Here is a 25834-nt window from a genome sequence, read left to right on the forward strand (position 1 = left end):
AGAAACCGTTTGCAGCGATTGATGTCTTCCATCAAGCCTCAAAACTTCGGTGTGATTATCCGCACTGTGGCTACCGGCAAAGATGTAGACGAGCTCAACAGGGATTTGCAGGATTGTCTTGATAAATGGGAAAACGGTATCAAAAACCTGCGCGACGCCAAACCGCGCGATCGTATTATCGGTGAAATGAACCGGGCATCGTCCATTATCCGGGATATGCTCAACGAATCTTTTGACAGCATCACGGTTGATTCAAAAGACGTTTATGAAGATATCAAAGCGTACATTCACAACATTGCGCCCGATAAGGAAAACATCCTCCGGCTTCATAACGGAAAAAATAAGCTGTTTGAACAATTTGGTCTCGAAAAACAGATCAAATCCCTTTTTGGAAGGTCGGTAAGTTTGCCAAATGGCGGTTACCTGATCATCGAGCATACCGAAGCTTTGCACGTAATCGATGTAAACAGTGGTAATAAGTCTAATTCCGAGGAAGACCAGGAAGCCACGGCATTAAGTGTCAACCTGGAAGCTGCGAAAGAAATTGCCCGCCAGCTGCGGCTGCGCGATATGGGCGGTATTATCGTCGTTGATTTTATCGATATGAAGAAGGCGGAAAACAAACGCGTTCTTTTCGATACAATGCGCGATGAAATGAAGGGCGACAGGTCAAAATACACTGTACTTCCTCTTTCTAAGTTCGGCTTGCTGCAAATTACACGTCAGCGCGTGCGGCCGGAAATGAATATTGTTACCCGTGAAACCTGCCCTACCTGCGGCGGTACCGGTACTATCCAGGCAAGTATCCTGGTTTCTGATGTAATTGCCAACAACCTGGATTACATTCTTACCAAGCAAAACGAGCGCGGTATCACAATCTCGCTGCATCCGTTCCTGCATTCTTATTTTACAAAAGGTTTGATGTCGGAGCAGATGAAATGGTTTTTCCAGTACAAAACCTGGGTCAAACTCATTAAAGATAGTTCACTGGGAGTAACCGATTTCAAATTCCACAACCGTTATGGTGAGGAGATTGAGATTGTGCCGGTAAGCTAGGATTTCGGCTGTCAACTATTTTCCTTTCCAGATTGGTTTCCTTTTTTCTTTGAAGGCTGATACCCCTTCTTCTGCGTCTTCACTTTGCAGCAGAAGATCGAGTTGCCCTTTCAGGAATGCATGCCGCTCATTTTCTGGCATATGCTTCATTTGCCGAACTGCTGAAATTCCTGCCTGGATTGCCAGTGGCGCATTTGCACAAATTAAATCTGCCAGTGCATTTACCTCGAAGTCAATCTCCGACTCTTCCTTTATTACGTTTATCAATCCAAAATCCAGCATTTCTTTGGCAGAATAGCTCCGGCCGGTTATTGCGAGTTCCAATGCTTTCCGCTCGGGGATAACCTTTGTTAAAGATGCCATAACCTGCATCGGCCAGATACCCCGCTTCACTTCCGGCAGACTGAAATTTGCATTTGACGTACTGATTACAAACGTACAGCCACAAACAATCAGAAACCCGCCTGCTAAAACCGGACCTTCAACCTTTGCAATTGCCGGTTTCAATAATGCTTCAAATGCGTCGCCTAGCCGGGCTTCTTCACGTATTCTGGGCAAGGTATCATTTATGCGGTTTGCAGCAGGATCGTGAAATGCATTCAGGTCTGCGCCGGCGCAAAAGACAGTACCTGCTGCCTGGACAACTACACACCGCACTTCGGAGCTGTAATGTGCATACGCCAATGCAAAAATAATTTCCTCCGCCATCGTCGGCGTGAAGGCATTGCGCTTTTCCGGTCTGTTTAATGTGATTGTAAAAGTTTGTCCGGTCAATGTAGCTGTAATGTACATAAACCGGACATGATCAAAAGTCTGAATATCTTCTTCGGTGTAGAATTGCATTGCCGCAGCGCATTAGGTTAGCCGGGCAAGTATAGCAAATTATTGGGTGACAACCCCTTCCAGCATTTTAATATACTGCACAATCCCCTCGCCAATTTCATGAATGTAAATGAACTCGTCGGCGCTGTGCGACCTGGCTGAATGCCCCGGCCCCATTTTCAGCGACGGACAATCCAGTAAAGCCTGGTCGGAAGTAGTAGGTGAACCGTAAGTTTCCCTGCCAAGTTTTAATCCTTCGAACACGATAGGATGATCAATAGGGATACTTGATGGACGCAGCCGGATCGACCTGGGTACTACTTCGGACTGAATATTTTGCTGGATCTCACTGATAATCTCTTCCAAAGTATACTGGTCAGTCACGCGCACGTCGACCGTAAACACGCAGGTGTCCGGCACCACATTGTGCTGCGTACCTGCATTGATTATCGTGACCGACATTTTAATGGGCCCAAGCGTAGGTGATACTTTCGGAAACTGATATTTGGTAATCCATTCAATATCCTTCAACGCTTTGTAAATCGCATTATCACCTTCCTCGCGCGCCGCGTGTCCGGACTTACCTTTTGCAATGCAATCCAGTACAAGCAACCCTTTTTCGGCAACTGCCAAATGCATTTCCGTAGGCTCTCCAACAATCGCAAATGCAATTTCCGGCAGCAAAGGCGCCACGATCTCCAATCCCTCTTTACCCGAAATCTCTTCCTCAGCAGTGGCCGCAATAATGATGTTGTAAGCCAGATTTTCGCGATCGTAGAAATAGCAAAAAGTTGCAATCAATGAAACCAGACAGCCGCCCGCATCATTGCTTCCCAATCCGTAAAGCTTATCATCTTCCTCAATCGTCCGAAAAGGATCGAGGGTCCAGGATTTATTGGGCTTTACTGTATCGTGGTGAGAATTTAGAAGGATAGTAGGCTTTTTTGCGTCAAAATGGAGGTTTTTAGCCCAAATGTTATTTTTCAACCTTTCAAAAGGAATATCCTTTTTCTGAAAAAATCCTTCCAGCAAAAGTGCAGTACCTGCTTCCTCCCTGCTGAAAGAAGGTGTTTCGATCAAGCTTTTCAGAAGCTCGATTGCCTCGCTGGTCAATACCTGTATTAGTTCAGCCGTTTTTACCATCTTACCTGTCCATCCCCTTTAACAATCCATTTCTCAGTTACCAGCTTTTCCAATGCAAACGGGCCGCGGGCATGTAATTTCTGCGTTGATATCCCGATTTCAGCTCCCAATGCGAACACTGCGCCGTCAGTAAAGCGGGTAGATGCATTTGCGTAGACAGCAGCTGCGTCAACTTCCTTCAAAAAACGGCTAATCAGTATTTCATCTTTTGAAACAATAGCTTCCGAATGTCTGGAAGAATATTCGCGGATATGCTCCAAAGCGGCATCAAGTCCGTCGACAACCTTTACAGAACATTTGTAATCCAGGAACTCACGTCCAAAATCCTCTGCCTGCGCTTTTTGCAGGAAAGGATAATCGATTGCATTGAATATCGGAAATGAGGTTTCGTCTGCAAAAACCTCCACATTCCATTTGATAAACTCATCTTTTAGTTTTGGTAAAAAAACCTCGGCTATTTCCCGATCTACCAAAATCGTATCCAGCGAATTGCACACAGACGGGCGGGATACCTTTGCATTTACAACAATATTGGCCGCTTTATCCAGATCCCCGGTTTTTTCAATATAAGTGTGACAAACGCCGGCGCCGGTTTCAATGGTAGGTACCAAAGAATTTTCACGCACGAATTTGATCAGACTTTCTGAACCTCGCGGAATAATGATATCAACAAAGCGAGTCGCAGTAAGCAGCTCGCTGACAAACTTGCGGTCGGTCGGAAGCAACATGACTGCCGCAGCATTAATGCCGAATTCAGATAAACTTTCGTGAATCAATCCAACCAGGAACAAATTCGAATAATGCGCCTCTTTACCACCCTTCAAAACGCAGGCATTACCGGAACGCAGACAAAGCGCCGCAACATCGAGCGTTACATTCGGTCGAGATTCGTAGATAACCCCCACAACCCCCAGCGGAACGGCAATTTTTTGTAATGATAACCCCTGTTCAATGGTACGCTCCAACAAAACAGCTCCGGCCGGATCAGGCAACACTGCCACATCGCGCATACTTTGCGCCAGATCCTGAATGCGCTTTTCGGTCAGAAGCAATCTGTCCTTTTTTGGGTCAGCATTGTCCATTACCGCAAGATCCTTCTGGTTTTCAGCGATAATCTGTTGTGCATTTTCAAGAACTCTTGCTGCAAGATCCAGCAGCATTTCTGACTTGCGCGCTGCATCGAGGTTACGGACCTGTGCTGACGCTTTTTGTGTTTCCTGTAATAAGGGTAAGATAGATTCCATTAAAGCAGTACGATATCGTTGGCGTGAGCCACTTCAAAATTCAACGTTTTTAAATTCTCCCTGATAGCGGCGGAATTCTCTCTCGCACGCGCTACTGCGATCATTTCTCCGGAAGGTGAGTAAATTTCAATGATCTCGCCGGACTCGAAATCTCCGTCAACCTCCACTACGCCCACGGCAAGCAAACTTTTTCTTTTTAATAGTGCTTTGGAAGCTCCTTCATCTATCTGCAGCCTGCCCGAAACAAGCCCGCCGCTCCCAAGCCACCGGTTTCTGGCCGAAAGCGTGCTTTTACCCGGCGTGATCAGGGTACCTGCATTTCCCCTTAAAGCTTCCAGCAACTCGTCCTTTTTGTTCATTCCAAATATAACTACCCTGATCGCCATGCGGGCAGCGAGTTTGGCAAAGGTCAGCTTGGAGGCCATTCCGCCCAACCCCAGGAATGATTTATCTGTTTTTACAAACTTGAAAACCTCATTAACATTGGTCACGTCACGGATAATCTTCCCTTCTTCATCGAGCAGCCCACCAACAGACGTACAAAACATCAGCGACTCGGCGCCAAAGCCGACGGCCAGTAAAGTGGCCAGCTCGTCATTATCCGAAAATTTAAGCTCGCGGTCACTTACTACGTCATTTTCATTAACAATAGGAATGATATTGTTTTCCCAAAGCTCTTCAAATGTTTCTTTCAGCTGCAAAAACTTGTCACGGTTTGCAAAATGCTGACGCTCGCACAAGCTTTGGGCTATAAATATGTGATTAGGGGCAAAATAGCTTGCATACAAACCAACAAGCAGCGGATTACCTACTGAGGCAGCTGCTTTGCGCTGCGTCATCGAGCCTTTGTAGTTTTGAATATAGGCTTTCCCCGCTCCTACCGCTCCCGAAGAAACAATGATAATGCGGTACGCAGAATGAATTTCGGATACCTGCCGCGCGATTTCAGAGATTTTGCCAGTATCCGGCTCTCCTGACGCAAGCGTGATCGACGCGGTTCCAAATTTGATAACAAGTATGGGTTTCGACACTTCTGGATTCAAAAAACAGCATCAATTCAATGTGAGTGATGCGTGGTAAAGGATTTTGACCAAAATTAAATTATTTCTGAGGAAATGGCGCATTTAGTTTAGCTGCACACCCTGCGTAAACGGAACACCATTGAACCGCGCTTTTACTTTCAGCGCTTTGCCCAGCATATCAAGGTATTCTTCTCGCGGAATCTCGATCGCTCCGTAACGAAGTACATTATCGTTGATAAACTGCGTATCAAGCAGCCGGAATCCATTGTGCTTCAAAATTTCGATGAGATAATGGAACGCAACTTTGGACGCATTGCTCTCTACTGTAAACATCGATTCTCCAAAAAATACGCCATTGATAGAGACGCCATAAAGCCCGCCGACAAGCCTGTTTTCACGATAAGCTTCCACGCTGTGCGCATAGCCAAACCGGTGCAGTTCCGAGTAGCTTTCTATAATATCTTCTGAAATCCAGGTACCCGGCTCCTTGGTTCTGGGTGCGGCGCATCCCCGCATTACTCCTTCAAAATCCGAGTCAATCCTGATCTCGAAATAATTCTTGTTCAAAATCGGGCGGAGCGACTTGGAAGGCTTGTAGGCATTGAGTGGAATTATCGCCCTGGGATTGGGAGAATACCAGTAAATTGTCCCGTCAGCCTCGGCCATTGGAAATATTCCGTTGATGTAACCGTTAAGAATATCGTCCGGGCTTAAAGCTGACATGAAAAGGTACTTTGGCTGCTGTAATTGAAAACTTTCATTGAAACCGAACCATAAAAATATATCTTCTGTTTCTTTGGTGTGATAATTTTTTTTTCAAAATTTGCACCTTCTTAGACTCGCTTGAAAGTCAATGAATAACAACGGCACATATACTGTCCTTCATACTACGCCTTTCCGATTCAGGTCCCCCCGGGCCGCATAATTATATTTTACCTACGTGGTAAAAACTTTTACCCCCAATTTTTCTTAAAGTTCTAAACGTCCCATCGTTTGTTTCTGGGTGTAATAATTATTGTTTTCGAATTTTTTTGCACAGTCATCAATGAAAAATACCGAAGTAGTGGGCAGTAAGTTTATCGTTCAGACTGCCAATGAAAATCACCTTGGTTTCGCCGAAGTAATTTGTGCTGAAATGGAGGAAAGCGCTAAAAAGCGTGGTACCGGTATAGCAAAACGTTCTCCGGTGTACATCATGGAAAAAATGGTGGAAGGTAAGGCGATTATTGCCACTACCGAAACGGGTGAATGGGTTGGATTTTGTTATATAGAAACCTGGGAGCATGGGAAATTCGTGGCTAACTCAGGATTGATCGTTCACCCGGATTTCCGTAACAGCGGAATGGCGAAGGCGATCAAAATGAAAGCATTTGAATTGTCCCGCAAGAAATATCCTGACGCAAAAATTATAGGTATCACGACCAGCTTACCTGTAATGAAAATTAATTCCGACCTTGGTTATGAGCCGGTTACATTCAGCGAATTGCCTGCTGATGATGCATTCTGGAAAGGTTGCGCGAGCTGTGTTAATTATGATGTACTTACGCGTACCGGCAGAAAGCACTGTCTCTGCACAGGTATGATGTATGATCCTACTGAAAAGGAACCGTCAGCCGCAGCTGTTAAACCCGGCGCAGTAGTAGTGGAGGAAAAGCATTCCTGGGATTTCTTGAAAGAATCGAGTCTTTACGAGCGCTGGATGCGCATTAAGCAGCGCATTTTGCTGCGAAGGGAGAAACGCGCTGAGAAGAAAAACGCCGGGGCTGTGCTTGTACATTAGAGTAGCACATTCATTTACAGATTTTATATATCTTTTAAATACCTCGCCCGGCAGCCTTAACAAGCCCGATGCGAGGTATTTTTTTGTTTAGATTAAAAAAGGTAATCTGCCCCAAAAGCTTTTCCCATAATGGGAATATGGTTGTGTAAAACTTATGTACTTTTGCCGATACCATGAGAATCTTTACCCGGGGCACGCTCAAAGCATTTTGGGAGAAACAATCGGACGCAAGAGCAGCGCTGGAATTCTGGCATGATTCCATTGAGAAAAGCCAGTTTAAGAGCCCGGTTGAAGTAATAAGGTTTTTTAAAAATGCAGATACTGTGGGAAATGGGCGCATTGTATTTAACATAGCGCACAACAAGTACCGGCTGATCGCAAAGTTTGAATACGAAAAACAACTCGTGTTTGTACGCTTTCTGGGAATCCACGCCGAGTATGACCGGATTGAAAACATTAAAGAGATATAGCATAGGGATTCATGAAAAAACTAGCAGTTGCTCTTGACGATATTAAGATATTACCGATCACCAATGCTGCGGAATTTGAACATGCGGGTAACGTAATCGATAGTTTGGTTGATGCTGATCTTTTGGATGATCCCGAGGAGAGAAAACGTGCACTCGATATACTGGAAGCGATCACGATTCTCGCAATTGATTATGAAAAAAGGCATTTTCCCATTCCAAAGCCTGATCCTATTGAAGCAATCAAAGAAAGAATGGAGCAACTTCATCTTACCAGAAGAGATGTGGCACCTTATTTCGGTGGAGAAAACCGCGTTTCAGAAGTGTTAAGTAAAAAAAGGAATTTAACCATAAAAATGATCAGAGAGCTCAGCCGAAATCTGGGAATACCAGCCGATACATTGCTAGCAATTCACTGAGTCAGTCTTTTACCTGTATTCATACCATTCAATAATGTCACAACCGAAAGTAGTATTAGCGTTTAGCGGAGGATTAGATACCTCCTTTTGTGTAAAGTATTTGGCCGAAGACAAAGGTTACGAAGTCCATTCCGTATTGGTGGACACCGGCGGCTTTTCGGACGAAGAGCTCAAAACCATTGAGGCAAATGCCTATTCGCTGGGTGTTAAAAAGCACGCAACCATTTCGAAGACCAGTGAATATTATAATGATTGCATTAAGTACCTGATTTTCGGAAACATCCTGAAAAATAATACTTACCCGCTTTCTGTCAGCGCAGAACGCGTTTTCCAGGCGGTAGCAGTAGCTGAATATGCCAAAGAGATCGGTGCCAGTGCAATTGCGCACGGAAGCACGGGAGCCGGAAATGATCAGGTTCGTTTCGATATGGCTTTCAGGATTATTATCCCTGATGCAGAGATTATCACGCCGATCCGCGACCTGAAACTGTCCCGCGAGGCTGAAATTGAATATTTGACAAACAAAGGAGTTGGCCGCGAGTGGGCGAAAGCTGCTTACAGCATTAATAAAGGACTTTGGGGGACTTCGGTCGGCGGAAAAGAAACACTTACTTCGGAAAAATACCTCCCTGAATCAGCCTGGCCGACCCAAATTTCCAAAACTGAACCGGAGAGCATTACGCTTGATTTCGTTGAAGGCGAGCTCAAAGGTGTGGCGGGAGAAACTTTTGAAAACTCTGTTGAGGCAATTCAGAAGCTTGCGGCTATCGCACAGCCTTTTGGTATTGGCCGTGACATTCACGTGGGGGATACTATTATTGGTATCAAAGGTCGTGTGGGCTTTGAAGCTGCGGCTCCGCTGATCATTATCAAAGCACACCATACTTTGGAAAAACACGTGCTGAGCGAGCAGCAGCTTTACTGGAAAGAACAATTATCTAACTGGTACGGAAGTTTGCTGCACAAAGGTCAGTTTGTAGAGCCGGTCATGCGAAATATTGAAACGTTCCTGACAGACACCCAATCTCACGTAACCGGCAAAGTGCACGTTTACCTCGCACCTTACCGCTTCCATGTAGAAGGTATCGAATCTCCATTTGACCTGATGTCATCGAAATTCGGGAGCTATGGTGAAATGAACAATGCGTGGACTGGCGACGATGTACGCGGCTTCTCGAAAGTAGCGTCGAACCAGGTGATGATTTATCAGAAGGTGACGGAGTCTAATCAATAAGATATATGACCAAAATAGAACTCCAAAGTCAAATCCAAAGGAAGGTCCAGGAACTACCTGCTGACGTTCTCCAGGAGCTTTATGAGTATATGGAGTCTATTTTGGAAAAAAGAAAACAGCAAGCCGAGCTCGAAAACGGATTGCAAAAATGGTGGAACGGTATTGCCGATTTCTCAGACGATTATTTAACTCAACGTATCCAGCCCACTCTCGATAAATCTGAAAATTTATTCGAATGAAATATTTGTTGGATACCAATATAGTGGCCTACATTATAAAAAAACGGCCGATTGAAGTACTGCATAAGTTGCAAACATTGGATTGGAAGGAGATTGCAATTTCATCCATTGTAGTTGCTGAACTTTGGTATGGTGTTGAGAAAAGTCAATTGAAGGAACAGAACAAGGCGGCACTAGAAGCCTTTTTGAGACCATTTACTGTTATCGATTTCGACACGCCGGCGGCAGAAGCTTACGCTTCAATAAGAGCTGATTTAGAAAGTAATGGGAAAGTAATCGGGGCAAACGACCTGTTGATATCAGCGCACGCACTAAGTCATGGATTGATTTTGGTCACCAATAATGTCAGGGAGTTTGAAAGAGTTGGTGGACTTCAGATTGAAAACTGGATTACAAATGAGTAGTATCAATATAGGAATAATAGGCGCGGCGGGGTACACTGGTGGAGAACTGATCAGAATCCTAAGCAATCACCCTAATGTGAATATTGCTTTCGCACATAGTAAAAGCCAGGCGGGCAAACCGGTGTATGCTACGCATACCGATTTATTGGGAGATACAGACTTGGTATTTTCAGGAGAGGATACGCAGCAATTATTGAATGCGCCTGAGTTGAATGCCATTTTCCTTTGCTCTGGTCACGGTGAATCGAAGAAATTTCTGGATGCACACGATTTGCCAGAAACGCTGAAAGTGATCGACCTGAGCACCGATTTTCGGAACGAGTCAGAGGGATTTGTCTATGGCTTGCCGGAACTTCAGAGAGGCGCAATTATTGGGGCAAACAGAATTGCAAATCCGGGCTGTTTCGCAACCAGCATTGAACTGGCTATTTTACCACTGGCCAATGCCGGCTTAATCAAAGATGCAGTGCACGTAAGCGCAGTAACCGGCAGTACGGGCGCGGGCCAGGCTTTAAGTGCTACTACGCACTTTACGTGGAGAAACAACAATATGTCTATCTACAAAGCCTTCACGCACCAGCATTTGACCGAGATAAAAATGAGCATCGGCAAGTTGCAAACGGGATTTTCGGAAGCGGTTAACTTTGTTCCTTACCGGGGTGATTTTACAAGAGGAATCATGGCAAATGTGTATACACCATTTGACGGGAGTCTGGAAGAAGCAAATGCCATTTACAAAAGCTACTACGAATCACATCCGTTCACGCACGTCAGCGATGTACCGATCGATCTGAAACAGGTTGTTAATACAAATAAATGCCTTATCCACCTGGAAGTTCACGACGGGCAACTACTGATTTCGAGCATTATTGATAACCTGACCAAAGGCGCATCCGGGCAGGCTGTTCAGAATATGAACATTGCTTTCGGCTTACCTGAAAAAGCGGGATTGAATTTGAAAGCGCCGGCGTTCTAACGCATTTTCTTATTTTTGTAATAGATCAGACGCTTTTATAATAGTTAGCCTCATGAACGATTTACTTCACACATTTGATCAGTTGAGTGAGCCGCATCGAAGGCAGCTACTCGCTTACGCGGACACACTCTTAATCCAGCAGAAAGTGCGTAAACCGGAGAGTGACTTATCTGAATGGAAGAAGAACATTCAGAGTTTATCTACATGGAGTGAGGATGACATCGCTTTGATTACAGAAAACTCTAAAAGCGTCAACAATTGGAAAATTCCGGAATGGTAATTGACACGGGCATATTCATCGAATTTCTACGGAAATCTGATAAGTCAAAAACCATTTTGGCGTCGTTACCAAACGACGCTTCTTTATTTGTATCTGCTGTAACTGTTTACGAGTTAATGATGGGAGCTACAAACGACGAGAAGAAAAATGATGTCAGGATTCTCCTTGACGGAATTCCCGTTTTGCCTTTTAATGAAGAAGTTTCTGTAAACGCTGCCGAGATTTATCACAATCTTAGAAGGCGGAACTTACTGATAGAATTCCGGGATATATTTATTGCAGCTTCTGCAATTACCTTTCATTTGCCTGTTAAAACGTTAAACCAAGGGCATTTTCAGCGAATTGAAAACCTGATACTTGCCTGATCATACTAATTCAGAATGTCACATTTATTTGATGTTTACCCTATTTACGATATAGAGCCTGTAAAGGCGGCGGGGAGTTATTTATGGGATTCGAATGGCACCAAGTACCTTGATCTTTACGGCGGGCACGCGGTAATTTCAGTCGGCCACTGCCACCCTGAATATGTTGAAAAGCTTACTGCGCAACTGGGTGCAATAAGTTTTTATTCCAACTCTGTAAAAATTTCATTGCAGGAAGAGTTGGCAGAAAAGCTGGGTGAATTGTCAGGCTATCCCGACTACAAACTCTTTCTCTGTAATTCAGGTGCCGAAGCCAATGAGAATGCATTGAAACTTGCCTCTTTTCACAACGGAAGAACGAAAGTAATCTCTTTTACCAAATCATTCCACGGCCGCACAGCCGGAGCAGTGGCTGCAACAGATAATCCGTCCATCGTAGCACCTGTCAATTACAAGGAACACGTGACTTTTCTGCCTTTCAACGATGTGCAGGCAGCGAGTGAAGGAATTACAGAAGAAGTTTGCGCAGTAATCGTGGAAGGAATTCAGGGAGTTGGCGGTATCAACGTATGTACCGATGAATTCCTGCAAACACTCAGACGTAAATGCGACGAGACGAGCGCAGTGCTGATACTCGACAGCGTACAATGCGGGTACGGAAGAACTGGTAAATTCTTTTCTCACCAATTCAGCGGCATTGATCCCGATATCATTTCAATGGCCAAAGGAATGGGCAATGGATTTCCAATCGGCGGTATCCTGATCTCACCCAAATTCAAGGCGAGCTATGGACTGCTGGGTACCACATTTGGCGGAAACCACCTGGCCTGCGCAGCTGGGGTGGCTGTATTAGATATCATGAAAAAAGAAAACCTGATCGAAAATGCAGCGGCGATAGGAGACTATCTTTTGGAAGGGATCAAAGAAATCGGAGGATATAAAGAACTGAGAGGACGCGGGCTGATGATCGGAATAGAATATGATTTCCCTGTAAAAGACCTGCGCAATAGGCTGCTTTTTGAGCATAAAATGTTTACCGGAGTAGCAGGCGCCAATACGATCCGTCTTCTACCTTCGCTCGCATTGGGCAAAGAGGAAGCTGATCTTTTCCTGGAAGCTTTGAAGAAAGAAGTCGCTGTTACAAGCATTTAATCAATCCCAAACCGGCCTTGCCGCAGGTATCTAATTTTTCAGAATACTAACTGAATGAACCACTTTCTTTCCATTAACGACGTTACAGATCTCAGTCAGCTGATTAGCAGCGGCATTTCCGCCAAACGGAATCCATTCGGGGATATTGAATTAGGTAAAAACAAAACAATTGGATTGTTGTTTTTCAATTCCAGTCTCAGGACAAGGATAAGTACCCAGAAAGCGGCTCAAAATCTTGGTCTGAACGTGATCACCATGAATGTGGGACAAGATGGATGGGGCCTCGAAATGGAGGAAGGTGTGATCATGAATGGAGATAAGGCAGAGCACGTGAAAGAAGCGGCTGCGGTTATCGGAAGTTACTGCGACATTATTGGAATCCGCTCATTTGCAGGCTTGCAGGATCGGGAAAAGGATTACTCGGAGCAGGTGTTCCAACAGTTCAAGAAATATGCAGAAGTGCCGATCGTGAATCTGGAATCGGCAACTCGCCACCCTTTGCAGTCGCTTGCGGATTGTATTACAATTGAAGAATTCAAGATCAAGCAGCGCCCGAAAGTGGTATTAACCTGGTTACCCCATTTCAAAGCTTTGCCGCAGGCTGTGGCCAATTCTTTTTGTGAATGGATGAATCCGATGGATGTAGAGTTTGTGATCACACACCCGGAAGGCTATGATCTTGCTCCCGAATTCGTAGGAAAAGGTCAGGTGATCTACGACCAGAATAAGGCGCTGGAAGGTGCAGATTTCGTTTACGGAAAAAACTGGTCGTCTTACCAGCATTACGGACAGGTACTTACCGACGATCCTTCGTGGATGATCACCGAAGCAAAAATGGCGCTTACAGATAATGGTAAATTCATGCATTGCCTTCCATTGCGCCGGAATATGAAGGTAGCCGACGAAGTACTCGACGGACCGAGGTCGCTCGTAATTGAAGAAGCTGCAAACCGTGAATGGTCGGCACAGGCTGTACTGCGGGAGATTCTGCTCGGAATGCGTTGATTAAAACAGGAAACATGAACTTTTAAAACTCCGGGATCATTTTAAACAGATAGCCCGGACTTTGACAAAAACAATAATGCATACTGACACTTTGGCTCAGCCAATTCCTTCTAGTAACAATAAAACCATTGGCAAAACAGGTGTTTTGATCGTCAATCTCGGCACGCCAGACAGCCCGTCGGTGCCAGATGTACGCAAGTACCTTCGCGAATTCCTAATGGACGAGCGGGTCATTGATATACCTTATATAAACAGGTGGTTTCTCATCAACCTGATCATCGCGCCATTCCGCGCGCCGAAGTCAGCCAAAGTATACAGGCAGTTGTGGCGACCTGACGGATCTCCGCTTAAAATCTATGGATACAATGTAAAAGATAAACTACAAAAGGCACTGGGCAGTGAATATGTGGTCGAACTCGGTATGCGGTACCAAAGTCCGAGCATTGAGGGAGCGCTTAAAAAACTGCGTAAAGAATGTCTTTCTGAAATCATTGTTGTCCCGTTCTTTCCGCAATACGCTTCTGCGTCAACAGGTTCTGTATACAAAGAAGTAATGCGTGTAGTGCAGGACTGGGAAGTTTTGCCTGAAATACGCTTTATCAACCGCTTCCTGGATCATCCCAAGTTCATTCAGGCATTTGCCGATTTGGGTAAAAAATATATGGCACAACGGAATTACGATCATTTCGTATTCAGCTACCATGGTTTACCTGAACGCCAGATTACCAAAGGTGATGTTACCAACAGCTTTTGCCAGTTTGGAAGCTGCTGCGATAAGCTTGACCATCGTAACCAGCATTGCTACCGGGCCCAGAGTTTTGAAACAACCAGACTGCTCGTGAAAGCAATGGAAATACCGGAAGGAAAATATACCACCTGCTTCCAGTCCCGACTTGGCAAAACGCCCTGGATAAAGCCTTATACCGATGAAGTGATCCCGGAACTAACCAAAAAAGGAGTAAAAAACGTACTTGCATTCTCTCCCTCTTTCGTAGCTGATTGTTTGGAAACAACCATTGAAGTAGGCGAAGAGTACAAAGAGTTGTTTGAGAAAGAAGGCGGACAGCACTGGCAATTAGTAGAAAGTCTCAACGACAGCGACAGCTGGATTGAGACCCTCGAAGACTTAATTACCAATAAAAGAAGTTAATCAGAGGCTTACAGCCTCTTTTTTGTATAGATCCGCCAGTGTATTGACCGCGTAATCGATTTCAGCCTCGGTGTTGTATTTGCCGAAAGAAAAACGAACATTGGCGCGATCGGGATCGATCTGAAGTTCATTCAATACATGTGAACCAATGTCGGTCCCGCTTGAACATGCGCTGCCGCCTGACACTGCAATGCCGGCTATATCCAGATTAAACAGCAACATATCGCTGATATCCGAAGGTGGAAGGCTCACACTCAGTACAGTATATAAGCTGTTACCAAGATCCGCGGAGTTTCCATTAAAAGATACACCTTCAATTTTACTTCTCAGGTTTTCGATCATTCTTGACTTCAAACCTTCGATATGCCGGCGATGTGCGTCCATATCACGGTAAGCGATTTCCAATGCTTTCGCCAGACCTACAATACCGTAAATATTCTCGGTACCGCCACGCATATTACGCTCCTGTGCGCCTCCGTGCACGAAAGGGGCGATTTTAATGCCTGGACGTACATACAAAAACCCAACTCCTTTCGGGCCATTGAATTTATGCGCTGCGCCTACGATGAAGTTGGTCTTCAACTTTTGCAGATCATGCGGGAAGTGACCCATTGTTTGTACGGTATCACTGTGAAAAACCGCATTGTACTTTTCACAAATATCTCCAACAGTTTCAAGATCGAGCAGATTGCCGATTTCATTATTCCCGTGCATCAGCGAGACAAGCGAGCGGCTATTGGTAGCCAGCAGCGTTTCCAGATGTTCCAGGTCCACTTCCCCTTTTTCATTCAGGTTGACATAGCTAAGCTTGATCATGCCGGCTTTGCTCAGATGTTCGAGGGTATGTAAAACAGCGTGGTGCTCGATCCGCGAAGTAATCGCGTGTTTCAGTCCGAGTGTTTCTATACTGCCGCGGATCGCTGTGTTATCAGCTTCTGTTCCACCGGAAGTAAAAAATATTTCAGCCGGAGCTGCATTCAGGATACCCGCTATGCTTTTTCGTGCGCGCTCTATGGATGAGCGAACGGCTCTTCCGTATGAATGAATGGAAGAAGGGTTACCAAACTGCTCCGTCATTAATGGAAGCATTACTTCCAATACTTCCGGGTCAAGCTGGGTGGTAGCGGCGTTATCCAGATAAGCTTTCATAGTGCTCTTGTTATTACTTCTGACTCATTGTTTCGGTTCGGAAATGATTTCCTTGATGTCCGAAATGATTTTGTTTGCCAGGTTGATCGCCGTAGTCTGCGTTTCCGACTCGGAATAGATCCTGATAATGGGTTCGGTGTTGGATTTTCTTAAATGAACCCATTCCTTATTGAATTCGATCCGTACGCCGTCAATAGTATTCAGCGGCTGCTTGGAGTAGCGATTCTGAATGCGGCTCAGAATGTTATCAACATCAATGTCCGCAGTCAGTTCAATCTTATTTTTTGAAATATAATAATTCGGGTAAGACCTGCGCAGAACCGATGCAGTTTTACCGAACTTGGCCAAATGCGTCAGAAACAGTGCAATACCAACGAGCGCATCACGGCCGTAGTGGCTTTCCGGATAAATGACGCCCCCATTGCCTTCACCGCCGATAACCGCCTGGTTGGCTTTCATCATATTGACCACATTCACTTCACCTACCGCAGACGCGAAGTATTCGCCGCCGGCTTTGACAGTGACGTCGCGCAATGCAGCTGTGGATGACAAATTGGATACTGTGTTACCAGGCGTATTTTTCAATACATAATCCGCGACAGCTACAAGGGTATATTCTTCGCCGAACGGAGTTCCGTCTTCGCACATCAGTGCCAGTCTGTCCACATCCGGATCAACTACGATTCCCAGGTTGTATGAACCATCGTTAAGCTCTTTGCTGATCTCACGCAAATGTTCCGGCAGCGGCTCGGGATTATGGGCGAAGTTGCCTGTCGGCTCGCAATTTAGTTTTTTGATATTCTTCGGATCAACTCCCAATGCTTCCAGGAGCATCGGAACAACAATACCGCCGGTAGAATTAACTGCATCCACCACGATCTTGAAATTCGCATTCCGGATCGATTCCACATCAACCAGCGACAGCGCAAGCACCTGATCAATATGTTTTTGCAGATAAGTGTCGTCAGACGAATAGCTGCCCAGCTTTTTCACATCCACAAATGCAAAATCCTCCTGCTCGGCAATGCGCAATACCTCTGCTCCTTCCGCCTCGGAAATAAATTCTCCGTTCTGGTTCAAGAGCTTCAATGCATTCCATTGAATGGGATTATGGCTGGCTGTCAGGATGATTCCTCCTGCGGCATTTTCATTTGTAACAGCAATCTCGACAGTTGGCGTGGTAGAAAGGCCCAGGTCCAAAACATGAAGACCTACTCCCTGCAATGTACCTGCCACAAGCCGGCTGACCATTTCACCGGAAAGCCGCGCATCCCTGCCTATAATAACTTTTGAATTCTGTGGATCCGATCGCCTCAGCCAGGTTCCGTATGCAGCTGCAAATTTCACTACATCAATCGGAGTCAGTGCTTCCCCGGATTTTCCACCCACAATACCTCTGATTCCGGAGATAGATTTAATTAACGTCACGTTCTGGTGTATCTCTTTTGTTTGCTGTAAAAATACTAAATTTCCCTCTCAGCCCTTAGATTTTTCTACAACTAATAGCGTGTCTGAGTTTCCGGATGCTGACGTATACCCGTTAAAATTGCATTCATTTGCGTCAGTTCCTTGCCACTTCTTCCATTTTTGTAAACACCGGATCCATCCATTGCATCGGCATCTTTTGCACCGAATTGCTCAGTAATGCACTCCATTGTTTGCCTACATAATCCAGATCGTCTTTCTCAAAACGATGCTCAACAATCTCAAAAGAGTCTTTTGTGTACATGACCACATCAATGGGATAATCGACATCGTTGGAGCTGACCCGCGTGGAATCAAAAGAAAGGAACCCGATTTTCAATGCGTCGTGCATGCTCGAATCGAATTTCAGGCTACGATACAACAGCGGCTTTCCGTAGCCCGAATTTCCGATAATAATAAAAGGAGAACCGTCGCCCACTTCCACCCAGTTTCCTTCGGGATACAGGAGAAAAAGCTTATGCTCAGAGTCACTTTCGAGCTGGCCGCCGATAATGGCGAAGAGATTAAAAGATAACCCGGCCGCATTCAGCGCCGACCTGTCTTCGTCTGCTACGCGCCTGACCTGCTCTCCCAATGCATTCACCGCCTTGTAGAGCTTGTTGAACGAAGAATCACGTTCTTCCAGCACTTCCTTGAAGTAAGTGATCGCTTTGTCACGGACAGACCGCAGGCCCGACGTCATCACGAAAATGGAATGCTTGCTGGATTGATAAACCGAAACTTTCTTATTGGTGGAAACCTCTGTTCCGGATGTAAGGCGCGTATCAGCAATGGCGACCAGGCCGGATGCTACTTTGATACCAAGGCAATATGTCATGTCTTTGCGGCTCTCTCTGATAAAAAGTGGGTCGCTAAGTTATGAAAGTTTTGCACTCAGTTCATCCACTGGGTTTTAAATTGACCGAAGCTCTGGCCCATTGTTTGGCTTTGTGACTGACTTTGCGACTGGCCTTTATCCAACCCAAAATACATATCAAAAATAGCGCTGTCGATCTCGTTGTTTTTGGTCTGAAATGTATCCAGGTACTCGTGCAGGCCGGTTTTAAAAATCTCTTCCACATCTGTGAATTCCAGCTCTGCGCGGATTTTACTCAATGCACGTTCGGCTGGATTGGTGTGACCTCTTTCGGGAATGGAACCTGCAATCGCATACAGTGAAAGCTCCGCCTGGCGCACGCAGTAGGCAATAGACCTGGGGAACAGCTTATCAAGGATCAGAAAAGCGACAATGTTCATGGAAGTAAGCGCCCGGTGCGTCTGCCGGTACATATTGTAGGCACTTACCGATTTCAGCACCGCAGTCCATAGCATCAGATCAAGCGTGGAACCCGAGGTGCCGGAGTCCTGCTGCAAGGTAAAGTACTTTACATCCAGAAACCGCGAGCATTTGTCGCCGCGCTCAATGTGCCTCCCTAACCGGCCAAAATGCCACGCCTCATTCCGCGTAATGGAAGTATCTACCACGCCGTGGAACAGCTGACAGCTTTTGCGGATATCCGTAAAATAGGATTGCATATGGTCCATATTCCGGAAATGATCCGGCGATGTTTCACGGATCGAGAGGTAAAATGTATTGATACTCTCCCACATTTCTTTAGATATCGTCTCCCTGATCGTACGCGCATTCTCACGTGCCTCGTACAGGCAGCTGATAATAGAATTGGGATTGCGCTTATCGAAAGTCATGAAATGGATTACATCCTCTTTCGTAGGCTTATCGTAGTATTTATAAAAAAGATAATGGTCGGCGGTTGCGATCAGGAGCGGCTCCCATTGTTCATCTACATCAGGCGGCAAATCCAGGGCAAGATTGAAGTTAACTCCTACAAAACGTGCATAATTTTCAACCCGCTCCATATAACGGTTCATCCAGTAAATTGAATTCGCAACTCGGCTTAGCATAAACGGTAAGTATTGTCTCTAAAATTGATAATCAGAATATTCGTTAAGCAGTTCTACCAAAATACCTAATAAAATTTTGCATATACAAGATTATGCGAAAAGTAATAAAGTATCATCGAAGATTCTCATTTTGTAAAAATGCAAGCACTAACTTGGAATATTCCCGAAACATTTAAATTTTGTAAAATATCATATCATAACCTAAAACCGGAGTAAACGTGTCGAAAAAAGAACAGTTCACTGCTGCAATCCAGAAATCATACCAGACTGACAAACCTGTGATCCACCTGGGCTCTGCCATTCTGGACGGTGAGATCATCAGCGAGGCGCGGGTAAGTCTCCCACTGCGTATGATGAACCGCCACGGACTGGTTGCGGGAGCTACCGGATCCGGTAAAACGCGCACGTTACAGGTCTTCGCTGAACAACTCTCAGCAGCCGGCGTGCCCGTTTTCATGTCAGATATCAAAGGTGACCTTTCTGGAATAGCCCAGCCGGGAAAATCCAATGCAGCATTGGAAGAACGCTCACAAGTGCTGGGCAATGTATTTACCCCGAGAGGCTATCCGGTCGAACTATATTCCCTGAGCGGCAAGAAAGGCGCCCAAATGCGCGCGACGATTCTCGAATTCGGCCCTATTTTGTTGTCCAAAATATTCGAGCTGAATGATACGCAATCAGGTGTTTTAGCGATACTTTTCAAATACGCCGACGATAAGGATTTGCCAATGGTCGATCTGAATGATTTAAAGAAAGTGCTCAATTATTTATCGGAAGGCCCTGGCGCAGCGGAGATCAAAGGTGATTACGGAAGCATTTCCAGCTCTACCGCCGGCACGATCCTGCGCAAGATCGTCGCATTGGAGCAGCAGGGAGTTGGTAGTATTTTTGGTGAAAGATCATTTGATATCAACGACCTCATTGATCGTGTTGACGGTCAGGGAATAATCAGTCTGCTTAATATCTCGGATGTGCAGGATAAGCCGGCATTGTTCTCCACATTCATGCTGAGCCTTCTGGCTGAACTTTACCAGAAGCTGCCGGAGGCTGGCGATTTGGACAAACCGAAGCTCGTGTTTTTCCTCGACGAAGCCCATTTGTTGTTCAAAGATGCCCCAAAAGCATTTCTTGACCAGATCGAACAGGTAATCCGACTGATCCGCTCGAAAGGAGTTGGTGTATTTTTCTGTACCCAAATGGCGCAGGATGTCCCGGTTTCGGTTTTATCCCAACTCGGCAACCGTGTACAACACGTACTGCGTGCATTCACACCTCAGGATGCAGATGCATTGAAACAAACCGTCAAAACATATCCTAAATCCAGCTTTTACGAGATTGACCAGGTACTGACCACGCTTGGGATCGGACAGGCACTGATCACGGTTTTGAATGAGAAAGGTATCCCGACCGAGGTAGCCGCAACGCACCTGCTTCCGCCTACTTCGGTAATGGGGCCGATGGTACAGGCAGATTACGATCAGCACGTGCAGCAATCCAGTCTTTACCAGAAATACAAAGATCCTGTGGATCCGGAAAGTGCGTACGAAATTTTGACCAAAAGAATGGAGGCGCACGCAAAAGCGGAGGAGCAGACCAAGCAGGAAGTAACCGAGGTAAAAAAACAGAAAGAGGAAAAAGGAATGCTTTCCGAAGCTCTGAATTCCCCATTGGCCAAGCAAATAGGCCGGGAGGTTGTAAGAGGTGTTTTTGGAATGTTATTTGGTAAAACAACGCGGTCGCGTAACACGAAGAAAAGCGGTGGATTTTTCGGTTTCTGAATTACTTTTTCACTTTCCAGCCAACCACGCAACGATGCCCGGCTAGTTGATCCATGTTATCCTGGACATCGAGCCGGGTTTTTGCATTATCCAATGCATCCCGGTAAATTCCGCGAAGCTCTTTCCGCTTGATCGCTTCTAAAAAGCGCCGTGCGTCTTCCTCATTTTCCAATAGCAGCTCGGGAACCGGAGTAGGTTTATCATCTTCGCCTTTGGCTACCATCGTTACGTATGAGGTATTGGTGTGCCTTACCGTACGGTTTCTCACATTCTCAGCAATGACGCGAATACCGATCACCAGCGAAGTCCGCCCTACATAGTTTACTGACGCATGCAGCGACACAAGATCGCCTACCTCAACAGGCTGCAAAAAATCAACCCCGTCGACCGACACGGTCACACAATAGGTACCCGCGTGCCGGGATGCGCACGCGTACGCTACTTTGTCGATAAGCGATAACAGGATCCCGCCGTGGATCTTACCGCCAAAATTTGCGTAAGCCGGGATCATCAATTCTGTCAGAGTGGTTTGTGAAAATCTCACCGAGCGCGGTTCCATGCTTTTTATTTATTTTTCAAAAATATCGTTTTACCTGTCCTGGCAGATTCCTTGGCTATTTCCAGGATTTCAACAACAGTTACATTGACAGGCAAGCCGTACATATCATTTTGTTCCAGTTTCAATTTCCCTGTTACCACATCCGCTAGCACAGAAAATGGATCGGTAAAAGGAGCGGGACGCGGATTGAGTTTTATTGTTTCTTCCGGCGTTTTCTCCTGTAAACGCTGGCGCACAACCGTCGGATTTACAGCTACTGCATATCCTTTATTTCCAAAAACTTCCATATCCTTCCGTGCAAATGACCAGTTCCACGAACCCTGAATAATGCATTGTGCTTTCGGATATTGTAAAATAATGGAAGCTTCATCGTCTACATTCTTGTAAATCTCGGGCTTGTTCTGGTGCGTTACGGCAGTCACCGAGATTGGTTTTTCGCCTTTCAATAGCCAGGTCATCAAATTAGCTCCGTAGCAACAAAAGTCTACCAATGCACCAGCCCCATTTTTGGCAGGATCTGTTAGTATTTCCAGAAACTCTTTACTTACCCCAATCTCTTTGGGTCCCTGGTGACCGTCATTGACCATTACTTTCCGGATCTCGCCCAACTTCCCTTGTTCCACCAGGTCTTTTACATATTGATTGCTCGCATACCAGGAGGTTTCAAAATTGGTAAGCACCTGTATCTTGTTCTTTTCAGCCAGTTGCTGGATTTCCTTTGCATCAGCGAAAGTAGTGGCTAGCGGCTTTTCAACCATCACGTGGATCTTCCTCGGCGCGCAGGCTTTTACGACCATAATATGCTCGCTGATAGCCCCGAATGCAGATACTGCCTGCGGCTTTGTTTCGTCCAGCATTTTGTTGAGGTCGGAGTAGAAGAGCTTTTTGTCAAGTTTATATCTCTCGGTAAATTCCTTAACTAACTCCGGATTCGGCTCGTAAATGCCGACCAACTTAATATCGGTTTTATCAGCTCTGTTAAAAACCCAGCCCACATGCCCGTGCGTCAGTCCGGCTACTGCCAGTTTTACCGGCGATTGCGCCATCGTTTGTATGCTGATCATACCTAAAATCATCAGGAGAAATGCTTTCATAGTCAAGGTGTTCAGGACATTTTATCAATGATATCTTTAATTACTTCCTGCAAATACGCACCATTATACGGACCGTACCAGTTCATTGTTTTGGTTTCATACAAATCCCTATCGAAGTACTTGTCGTGGGTAATGTAACCAATGTAGCTGCCATTAAAGCTTGTTACCACTAAGTTGAGCCCCTTCGTTTTCGCATACGCATCCAATACCCCCACGAGCTCCCCTGAAAAATCGCAGGGCATCCCGACCATTAATATATTACCAACGCGCAATGCTTTTACAAAAACAGGGTATTCACCAAATGCTTTTTTAAACGCCCACGACCTAAGAACAAGGTTCATCGTAACCCTCGGACTCGGATCACGAAGCGGCAAGGGCAGGGTTAACGTCCGAAGTACATTTTGCTTACTTGGCTCCTTCAAAGTAGCCGGCGATAACAGCGCATTCTGTACACCAAATGCCTGGTTTTTCACCTCGTCAAAATCATCAGTCCCTTTCTCAATCGGCGCCATACTGCCCACTGCGCCGGCCATGTACATTGCAAAGTTATAGCGGCCGTTTTCCAGCGAGTCAACCAGTGCGCCGGGATAATCGCGGGAAAGGATGATTGTTTTGGAATTTAAAACCGTAGAATGCGCCCCAAAGGAGCTCAGAATAGCTTTTTTACCGCTTTTGGTAACAAAGGCCGCGGAGCGGATTTCAGGATCGACCCCTCCTTCCTCGCCTACCAGCCGATTTCTGATATCCAGTGTGTCCACGGATTCAAGGTAAGTCAGCTCAACAGGTTCAACATTGGCTTTGGCTTGTGTAATAGCAGTATAAAATGCATCTGCAAGGCGATCCACAATGGCTGAGTCGTATTTTCCGGAGAAAAACAATGAAGAAACGCCGGTCCCCCAGCCTCCTACACTGTTATGTGTATGTGTAGCGCCGAAGTAAACCTGATCAAAGGGAATTTCCTTTTCTGTCAGCCTGGCTTGCAGGATTTTGGTGACGGTAGGCGGGATGATAAGCAGGTCAGCAGAGACGATCGCCGCTTTTGTTTTTCCATTATCAATTACAATGGCGCGTACATAGACGGAATCGTGCACGGCAGTATAATGGCGGCCTTTTCTGTTTCCATAACCTGCCGTGGGTGTTGGAGAAGCAGGCGTAATGTTGACTTTCGCCCAGCCTGCCTTCAACCCGCCGGAAGTATCCGGTTTAATGGGTTCAACTTTCCCGATGATCTCCTTCCATTGCTTGTAATATGGCATTTCCTTGTAAGGCGTTTTGTCCATTGTCGTGACAAGCGCTGCCAGGATCAATACCAAAATCAAAACGATTGAACTGATGATCCGCAGCAGAATTCTAAGAAATCTCATGGAAGGGAATTTGAAAATTGAACCGACCAAATATAAAGGAAATCGCCCCTTTAATATCCTCATAAAACAAAAAACCCGTCAGCGGGCCGACGGGATGCATTATAGTTCATAAAAGCAATCAGGCTTGCTTTACGAGCTGAATGTTTGCGATGAGTTTTACATCTTCACCAATTACCAGTCCGCCGGAATCTGTCAACTGCATGTAATTGAGACCAAATTCCTGTCTGCTCAACCTGCCTTCAACTTCGAATCCTACTCTTATATTTCCATCAGCATCTCTTTCAGAACCGCCGTATTCTGCATCCAGCTCAATGGGTTTGGTGATTCCTTTTAAGGTAAGCAGACCGGAAAGCTTGTAGTTATCCCCTTTGACTTTATGAAAGTAATTGGATTGAAAAGTAATGTGCGGGAATTGCTCGGCGTCAAAGAAATCCGCTGACCGTAAATGCTTGTCGCGGGCTTCTATGTTGGTATCGATACTGCTTACATCGAGAGAAAAGTGGATTTCTGCATCTTCGAAATTGCTGAGGTCGGAAGTAGCGCCACCTTCGAAGTTATTGAATGAGCCTGTAATCGTTGAAATAACGAGGTGTTTGATTTTGAACTGAACCTCAGAATGTGCGGGGTCTACGATCCATTTTGTAACTGCCATAGGTAATGAAAATTTAAATACTACATACTGCGATGAACACCAAAAATAGTATTCCAGCTAAGAAACGTGTATTAACATGTTTTAATTCAGAACGCGTATAGCGTTTACAAGAAGATAAACGGCACGTGATTTTTACATCATACCTTATCGTTATATTTAGTAAACATAAATCCAAGCCACATGAAAATGCAGGGAAGAAGCGTATTCACATACGACGTATACGCTCCCACTACTGTGACCACGATGCTCCGGCCCCGTCGTCAGGAAGGTCAATCTATTATCCAGGAAGGCTTTAATATCGAACCTGCGGTACCTTTTTCAGAATACATTGATATTTACGGCAATCCTTGCCAAAGAACCATTCTGCCTGTCGGCCGCGTGGTAATTACCACCGAAGTACAGGCCCAGGTAAATGCCACCAAGCCAATCCCCAGTCCGCCTCCCGGCTATGTGCTTGTAGGCGACCTGCCCGACGATATAATGCATTATATCCTGCCAAGCAGGTATTGTCAGTCGGACCTACACGAAATTAACATGCTGGCGCTGGAAATTGCGGGTAACCGGACACCAGGATATGAGCAGGTAGAGGCGATCCGGACGTGGATTCACAACAATATCACGTATCAGTACGGTGTGACAGATGCGAGTACGACAGCGCTTGATCTGGCCCGCAACCGTATAGGGGTATGCCGTGACTTTACACACCTGGCCATTGCGCTTTGCAGAAACCTTTGCATTCCTACGAGAATGACGGTAGGCTATCTGGATAAACTAAAAGTAATGGACCTGCACGCCTGGTTTGAGGTATTCATCGGGGGAGAATGGTATACGTTTGACGCAGTTCAGGAGAAAACCGAAGGCTATCGCATTGAAATTGCACACGGCCGCGACGCCGCAGATGTAGCGATGGTAACGCAGTACGGAAATGCTACTTTACAGTCTCTTCACGTAGAAGCGGGGCTGGTGGAATGAAAGGGAGGAAAGGGAGGATGGAGGAAAGGGAATAAAGGGAGGATTGTCACGTCCTGAAATAGGTTGACCTTAACCACAGGGAGATTTATGCAGCATGACCGTCCGAAAGTAGTGAAGTACA

28 protein-coding genes are annotated in these 25834 nt (G+C 45.7%); 15 read left to right on the forward strand and 13 right to left on the reverse strand.

What is annotated here, in order from left to right:
- The coding region (locus ACTIE6_RS17955; RefSeq protein WP_439557951.1) for a ribonuclease E/G at nucleotides 1–1056 on the forward strand (1056 nt) is incomplete at its 5' end.
- Between the two features lie 15 nt (nucleotides 1057–1071).
- On the opposite strand, the gene ACTIE6_RS17960 is transcribed toward ACTIE6_RS17955, so the two are convergent.
- The 5 genes from ACTIE6_RS17960 to aat all read right to left on the reverse strand — a co-directional run bounded on the left by ACTIE6_RS17960 (nucleotide 1072) and on the right by aat (nucleotide 6010).
- Nucleotides 1072–1899 (reverse strand): enoyl-CoA hydratase/isomerase family protein, encoded by an 828-nt coding sequence (locus ACTIE6_RS17960; RefSeq protein WP_439557952.1) that lies wholly within the window; start codon nucleotides 1897–1899, stop codon nucleotides 1072–1074.
- Nucleotides 1900–1938: 39 nt separating this feature from the next.
- On the reverse strand, nucleotides 1939–3021 hold the full coding sequence (locus ACTIE6_RS17965) for a M20 family metallo-hydrolase (RefSeq protein WP_439557953.1): 1083 nt from the start codon (nucleotides 3019–3021) through the stop codon (nucleotides 1939–1941).
- Nucleotides 3015–4265 (reverse strand): glutamate-5-semialdehyde dehydrogenase, encoded by a 1251-nt coding sequence (locus ACTIE6_RS17970; protein ID WP_439557954.1) that lies wholly within the window; start codon nucleotides 4263–4265, stop codon nucleotides 3015–3017. Before ACTIE6_RS17970 ends, ACTIE6_RS17965 begins: the two co-directional genes overlap by 7 nt.
- Complete coding sequence (gene proB, locus ACTIE6_RS17975; protein WP_439557955.1) at nucleotides 4265–5296, reverse strand: glutamate 5-kinase; 1032 nt, start codon at nucleotides 5294–5296, stop codon at nucleotides 4265–4267. The genes ACTIE6_RS17970 and proB overlap by 1 nt, the downstream gene beginning before the upstream one ends.
- A gap of 93 nt (nucleotides 5297–5389) precedes the next feature.
- Nucleotides 5390–6010: a leucyl/phenylalanyl-tRNA--protein transferase gene (gene aat / locus ACTIE6_RS17980; protein WP_439557956.1), complete on the reverse strand. Its 621-nt coding sequence runs from the start codon at nucleotides 6008–6010 to the stop codon at nucleotides 5390–5392.
- A 322-nt stretch (nucleotides 6011–6332) separates the two neighbouring features.
- On the opposite strand from aat, the gene ACTIE6_RS17985 reads away from it, so the two are divergent.
- The 12 genes from ACTIE6_RS17985 (at nucleotide 6333) to hemH (ending at nucleotide 14758) form a co-directional block, all read left to right on the forward strand.
- The gene (locus ACTIE6_RS17985; protein WP_439557957.1) at nucleotides 6333–7067 is read left to right on the forward strand and encodes a GNAT family N-acetyltransferase; all 735 of its coding nucleotides are present in this window, start codon (nucleotides 6333–6335) and stop codon (nucleotides 7065–7067) included.
- 173 nt (nucleotides 7068–7240) lie between these two features.
- Nucleotides 7241–7537, forward strand: a complete 297-nt coding sequence (locus ACTIE6_RS17990; protein ID WP_439557958.1) for a type II toxin-antitoxin system HigB family toxin — start codon at nucleotides 7241–7243, stop codon at nucleotides 7535–7537.
- Between the two features lie 11 nt (nucleotides 7538–7548).
- On the forward strand, nucleotides 7549–7953 hold the full coding sequence (locus tag ACTIE6_RS17995) for a helix-turn-helix domain-containing protein (RefSeq protein WP_439557959.1): 405 nt from the start codon (nucleotides 7549–7551) through the stop codon (nucleotides 7951–7953).
- A 34-nt stretch (nucleotides 7954–7987) separates the two neighbouring features.
- Entirely contained in the window at nucleotides 7988–9187 is a 1200-nt protein-coding gene (locus tag ACTIE6_RS18000) for an argininosuccinate synthase (RefSeq protein WP_439557960.1), read from the forward strand.
- 5 nt (nucleotides 9188–9192) lie between these two features.
- The gene (locus ACTIE6_RS18005) at nucleotides 9193–9426 is read left to right on the forward strand and encodes a hypothetical protein (RefSeq protein WP_439557961.1); all 234 of its coding nucleotides are present in this window, start codon (nucleotides 9193–9195) and stop codon (nucleotides 9424–9426) included.
- Nucleotides 9423–9830 (forward strand): type II toxin-antitoxin system tRNA(fMet)-specific endonuclease VapC, encoded by a 408-nt coding sequence (vapC, locus tag ACTIE6_RS18010; protein WP_439557962.1) that lies wholly within the window; start codon nucleotides 9423–9425, stop codon nucleotides 9828–9830. Before ACTIE6_RS18005 ends, vapC begins: the two co-directional genes overlap by 4 nt.
- Complete coding sequence (gene argC, locus ACTIE6_RS18015) at nucleotides 9823–10806, forward strand: N-acetyl-gamma-glutamyl-phosphate reductase (RefSeq protein WP_439557963.1); 984 nt, start codon at nucleotides 9823–9825, stop codon at nucleotides 10804–10806. The genes vapC and argC overlap by 8 nt, the downstream gene beginning before the upstream one ends.
- A 52-nt stretch (nucleotides 10807–10858) precedes the next feature.
- Nucleotides 10859–11086, forward strand: a complete 228-nt coding sequence (locus ACTIE6_RS18020) for a hypothetical protein (protein WP_439557964.1) — start codon at nucleotides 10859–10861, stop codon at nucleotides 11084–11086.
- The gene (locus ACTIE6_RS18025; RefSeq protein WP_439557965.1) at nucleotides 11065–11451 is read left to right on the forward strand and encodes a type II toxin-antitoxin system VapC family toxin; all 387 of its coding nucleotides are present in this window, start codon (nucleotides 11065–11067) and stop codon (nucleotides 11449–11451) included. Before ACTIE6_RS18020 ends, ACTIE6_RS18025 begins: the two co-directional genes overlap by 22 nt.
- A gap of 15 nt (nucleotides 11452–11466) precedes the next feature.
- Nucleotides 11467–12603, forward strand: a complete 1137-nt coding sequence (locus ACTIE6_RS18030; RefSeq protein ID WP_439557966.1) for an aspartate aminotransferase family protein — start codon at nucleotides 11467–11469, stop codon at nucleotides 12601–12603.
- A gap of 54 nt (nucleotides 12604–12657) precedes the next feature.
- Nucleotides 12658–13608 carry an N-acetylornithine carbamoyltransferase gene (locus ACTIE6_RS18035; protein ID WP_439557967.1) on the forward strand — a complete coding sequence of 317 codons (951 nt, stop codon included), beginning with the start codon at nucleotides 12658–12660 and terminating at the stop codon, nucleotides 13606–13608.
- A gap of 76 nt (nucleotides 13609–13684) precedes the next feature.
- Nucleotides 13685–14758, forward strand: a complete 1074-nt coding sequence (gene hemH, locus ACTIE6_RS18040) for a ferrochelatase (RefSeq protein ID WP_439557968.1) — start codon at nucleotides 13685–13687, stop codon at nucleotides 14756–14758.
- Here hemH and ACTIE6_RS18045 read toward each other — a convergent pair whose 3' ends face one another.
- The 4 genes from ACTIE6_RS18045 to ACTIE6_RS18060 all read right to left on the reverse strand — a co-directional run bounded on the left by ACTIE6_RS18045 (nucleotide 14759) and on the right by ACTIE6_RS18060 (nucleotide 19294).
- Complete coding sequence (locus ACTIE6_RS18045) at nucleotides 14759–15907, reverse strand: cysteine desulfurase family protein (RefSeq protein ID WP_439557969.1); 1149 nt, start codon at nucleotides 15905–15907, stop codon at nucleotides 14759–14761.
- A 24-nt stretch (nucleotides 15908–15931) separates the two neighbouring features.
- Nucleotides 15932–17335 carry a phosphoglucosamine mutase gene (gene glmM, locus ACTIE6_RS18050; protein WP_439557970.1) on the reverse strand — a complete coding sequence of 468 codons (1404 nt, stop codon included), beginning with the start codon at nucleotides 17333–17335 and terminating at the stop codon, nucleotides 15932–15934.
- 133 nt (nucleotides 17336–17468) lie between these two features.
- Nucleotides 17469–18209 (reverse strand): peptidase, encoded by a 741-nt coding sequence (locus ACTIE6_RS18055; RefSeq protein ID WP_439557971.1) that lies wholly within the window; start codon nucleotides 18207–18209, stop codon nucleotides 17469–17471.
- Nucleotides 18210–18265: 56 nt separating this feature from the next.
- On the reverse strand, nucleotides 18266–19294 hold the full coding sequence (locus ACTIE6_RS18060) for an alpha-E domain-containing protein (protein WP_056280193.1): 1029 nt from the start codon (nucleotides 19292–19294) through the stop codon (nucleotides 18266–18268).
- A gap of 218 nt (nucleotides 19295–19512) precedes the next feature.
- On the opposite strand from ACTIE6_RS18060, the gene ACTIE6_RS18065 reads away from it, so the two are divergent.
- On the forward strand, nucleotides 19513–21072 hold the full coding sequence (locus ACTIE6_RS18065; RefSeq protein ID WP_439557972.1) for a helicase HerA-like domain-containing protein: 1560 nt from the start codon (nucleotides 19513–19515) through the stop codon (nucleotides 21070–21072).
- A 1-nt stretch (nucleotide 21073) separates the two neighbouring features.
- Here ACTIE6_RS18065 and ACTIE6_RS18070 read toward each other — a convergent pair whose 3' ends face one another.
- The 4 genes from ACTIE6_RS18070 to ACTIE6_RS18085 all read right to left on the reverse strand — a co-directional run bounded on the left by ACTIE6_RS18070 (nucleotide 21074) and on the right by ACTIE6_RS18085 (nucleotide 24741).
- The gene (locus tag ACTIE6_RS18070) at nucleotides 21074–21631 is read right to left on the reverse strand and encodes an acyl-CoA thioesterase (RefSeq protein WP_439557973.1); all 558 of its coding nucleotides are present in this window, start codon (nucleotides 21629–21631) and stop codon (nucleotides 21074–21076) included.
- A gap of 5 nt (nucleotides 21632–21636) precedes the next feature.
- Nucleotides 21637–22725, reverse strand: a complete 1089-nt coding sequence (locus ACTIE6_RS18075) for a Gfo/Idh/MocA family protein (protein ID WP_439557974.1) — start codon at nucleotides 22723–22725, stop codon at nucleotides 21637–21639.
- An 11-nt stretch (nucleotides 22726–22736) separates the two neighbouring features.
- Nucleotides 22737–24089, reverse strand: a complete 1353-nt coding sequence (locus ACTIE6_RS18080) for a neutral/alkaline non-lysosomal ceramidase N-terminal domain-containing protein (protein ID WP_439557975.1) — start codon at nucleotides 24087–24089, stop codon at nucleotides 22737–22739.
- Between the two features lie 118 nt (nucleotides 24090–24207).
- Entirely contained in the window at nucleotides 24208–24741 is a 534-nt protein-coding gene (locus ACTIE6_RS18085) for a YceI family protein (protein ID WP_439557976.1), read from the reverse strand.
- Between the two features lie 180 nt (nucleotides 24742–24921).
- Between ACTIE6_RS18085 and ACTIE6_RS18090 the strand changes: the two genes are divergently transcribed.
- Nucleotides 24922–25713, forward strand: coding sequence for a transglutaminase domain-containing protein (locus ACTIE6_RS18090; RefSeq protein ID WP_439557977.1), 792 nt, complete (start codon nucleotides 24922–24924; stop codon nucleotides 25711–25713).
- Nucleotides 25714–25834: the final 121 nt, after the last annotated feature.

The sequence above is a fragment of the Dyadobacter sp. genome (assembly GCF_051859145.1).
Lineage (GTDB): Bacteria > Bacteroidota > Bacteroidia > Cytophagales > Spirosomataceae > Dyadobacter.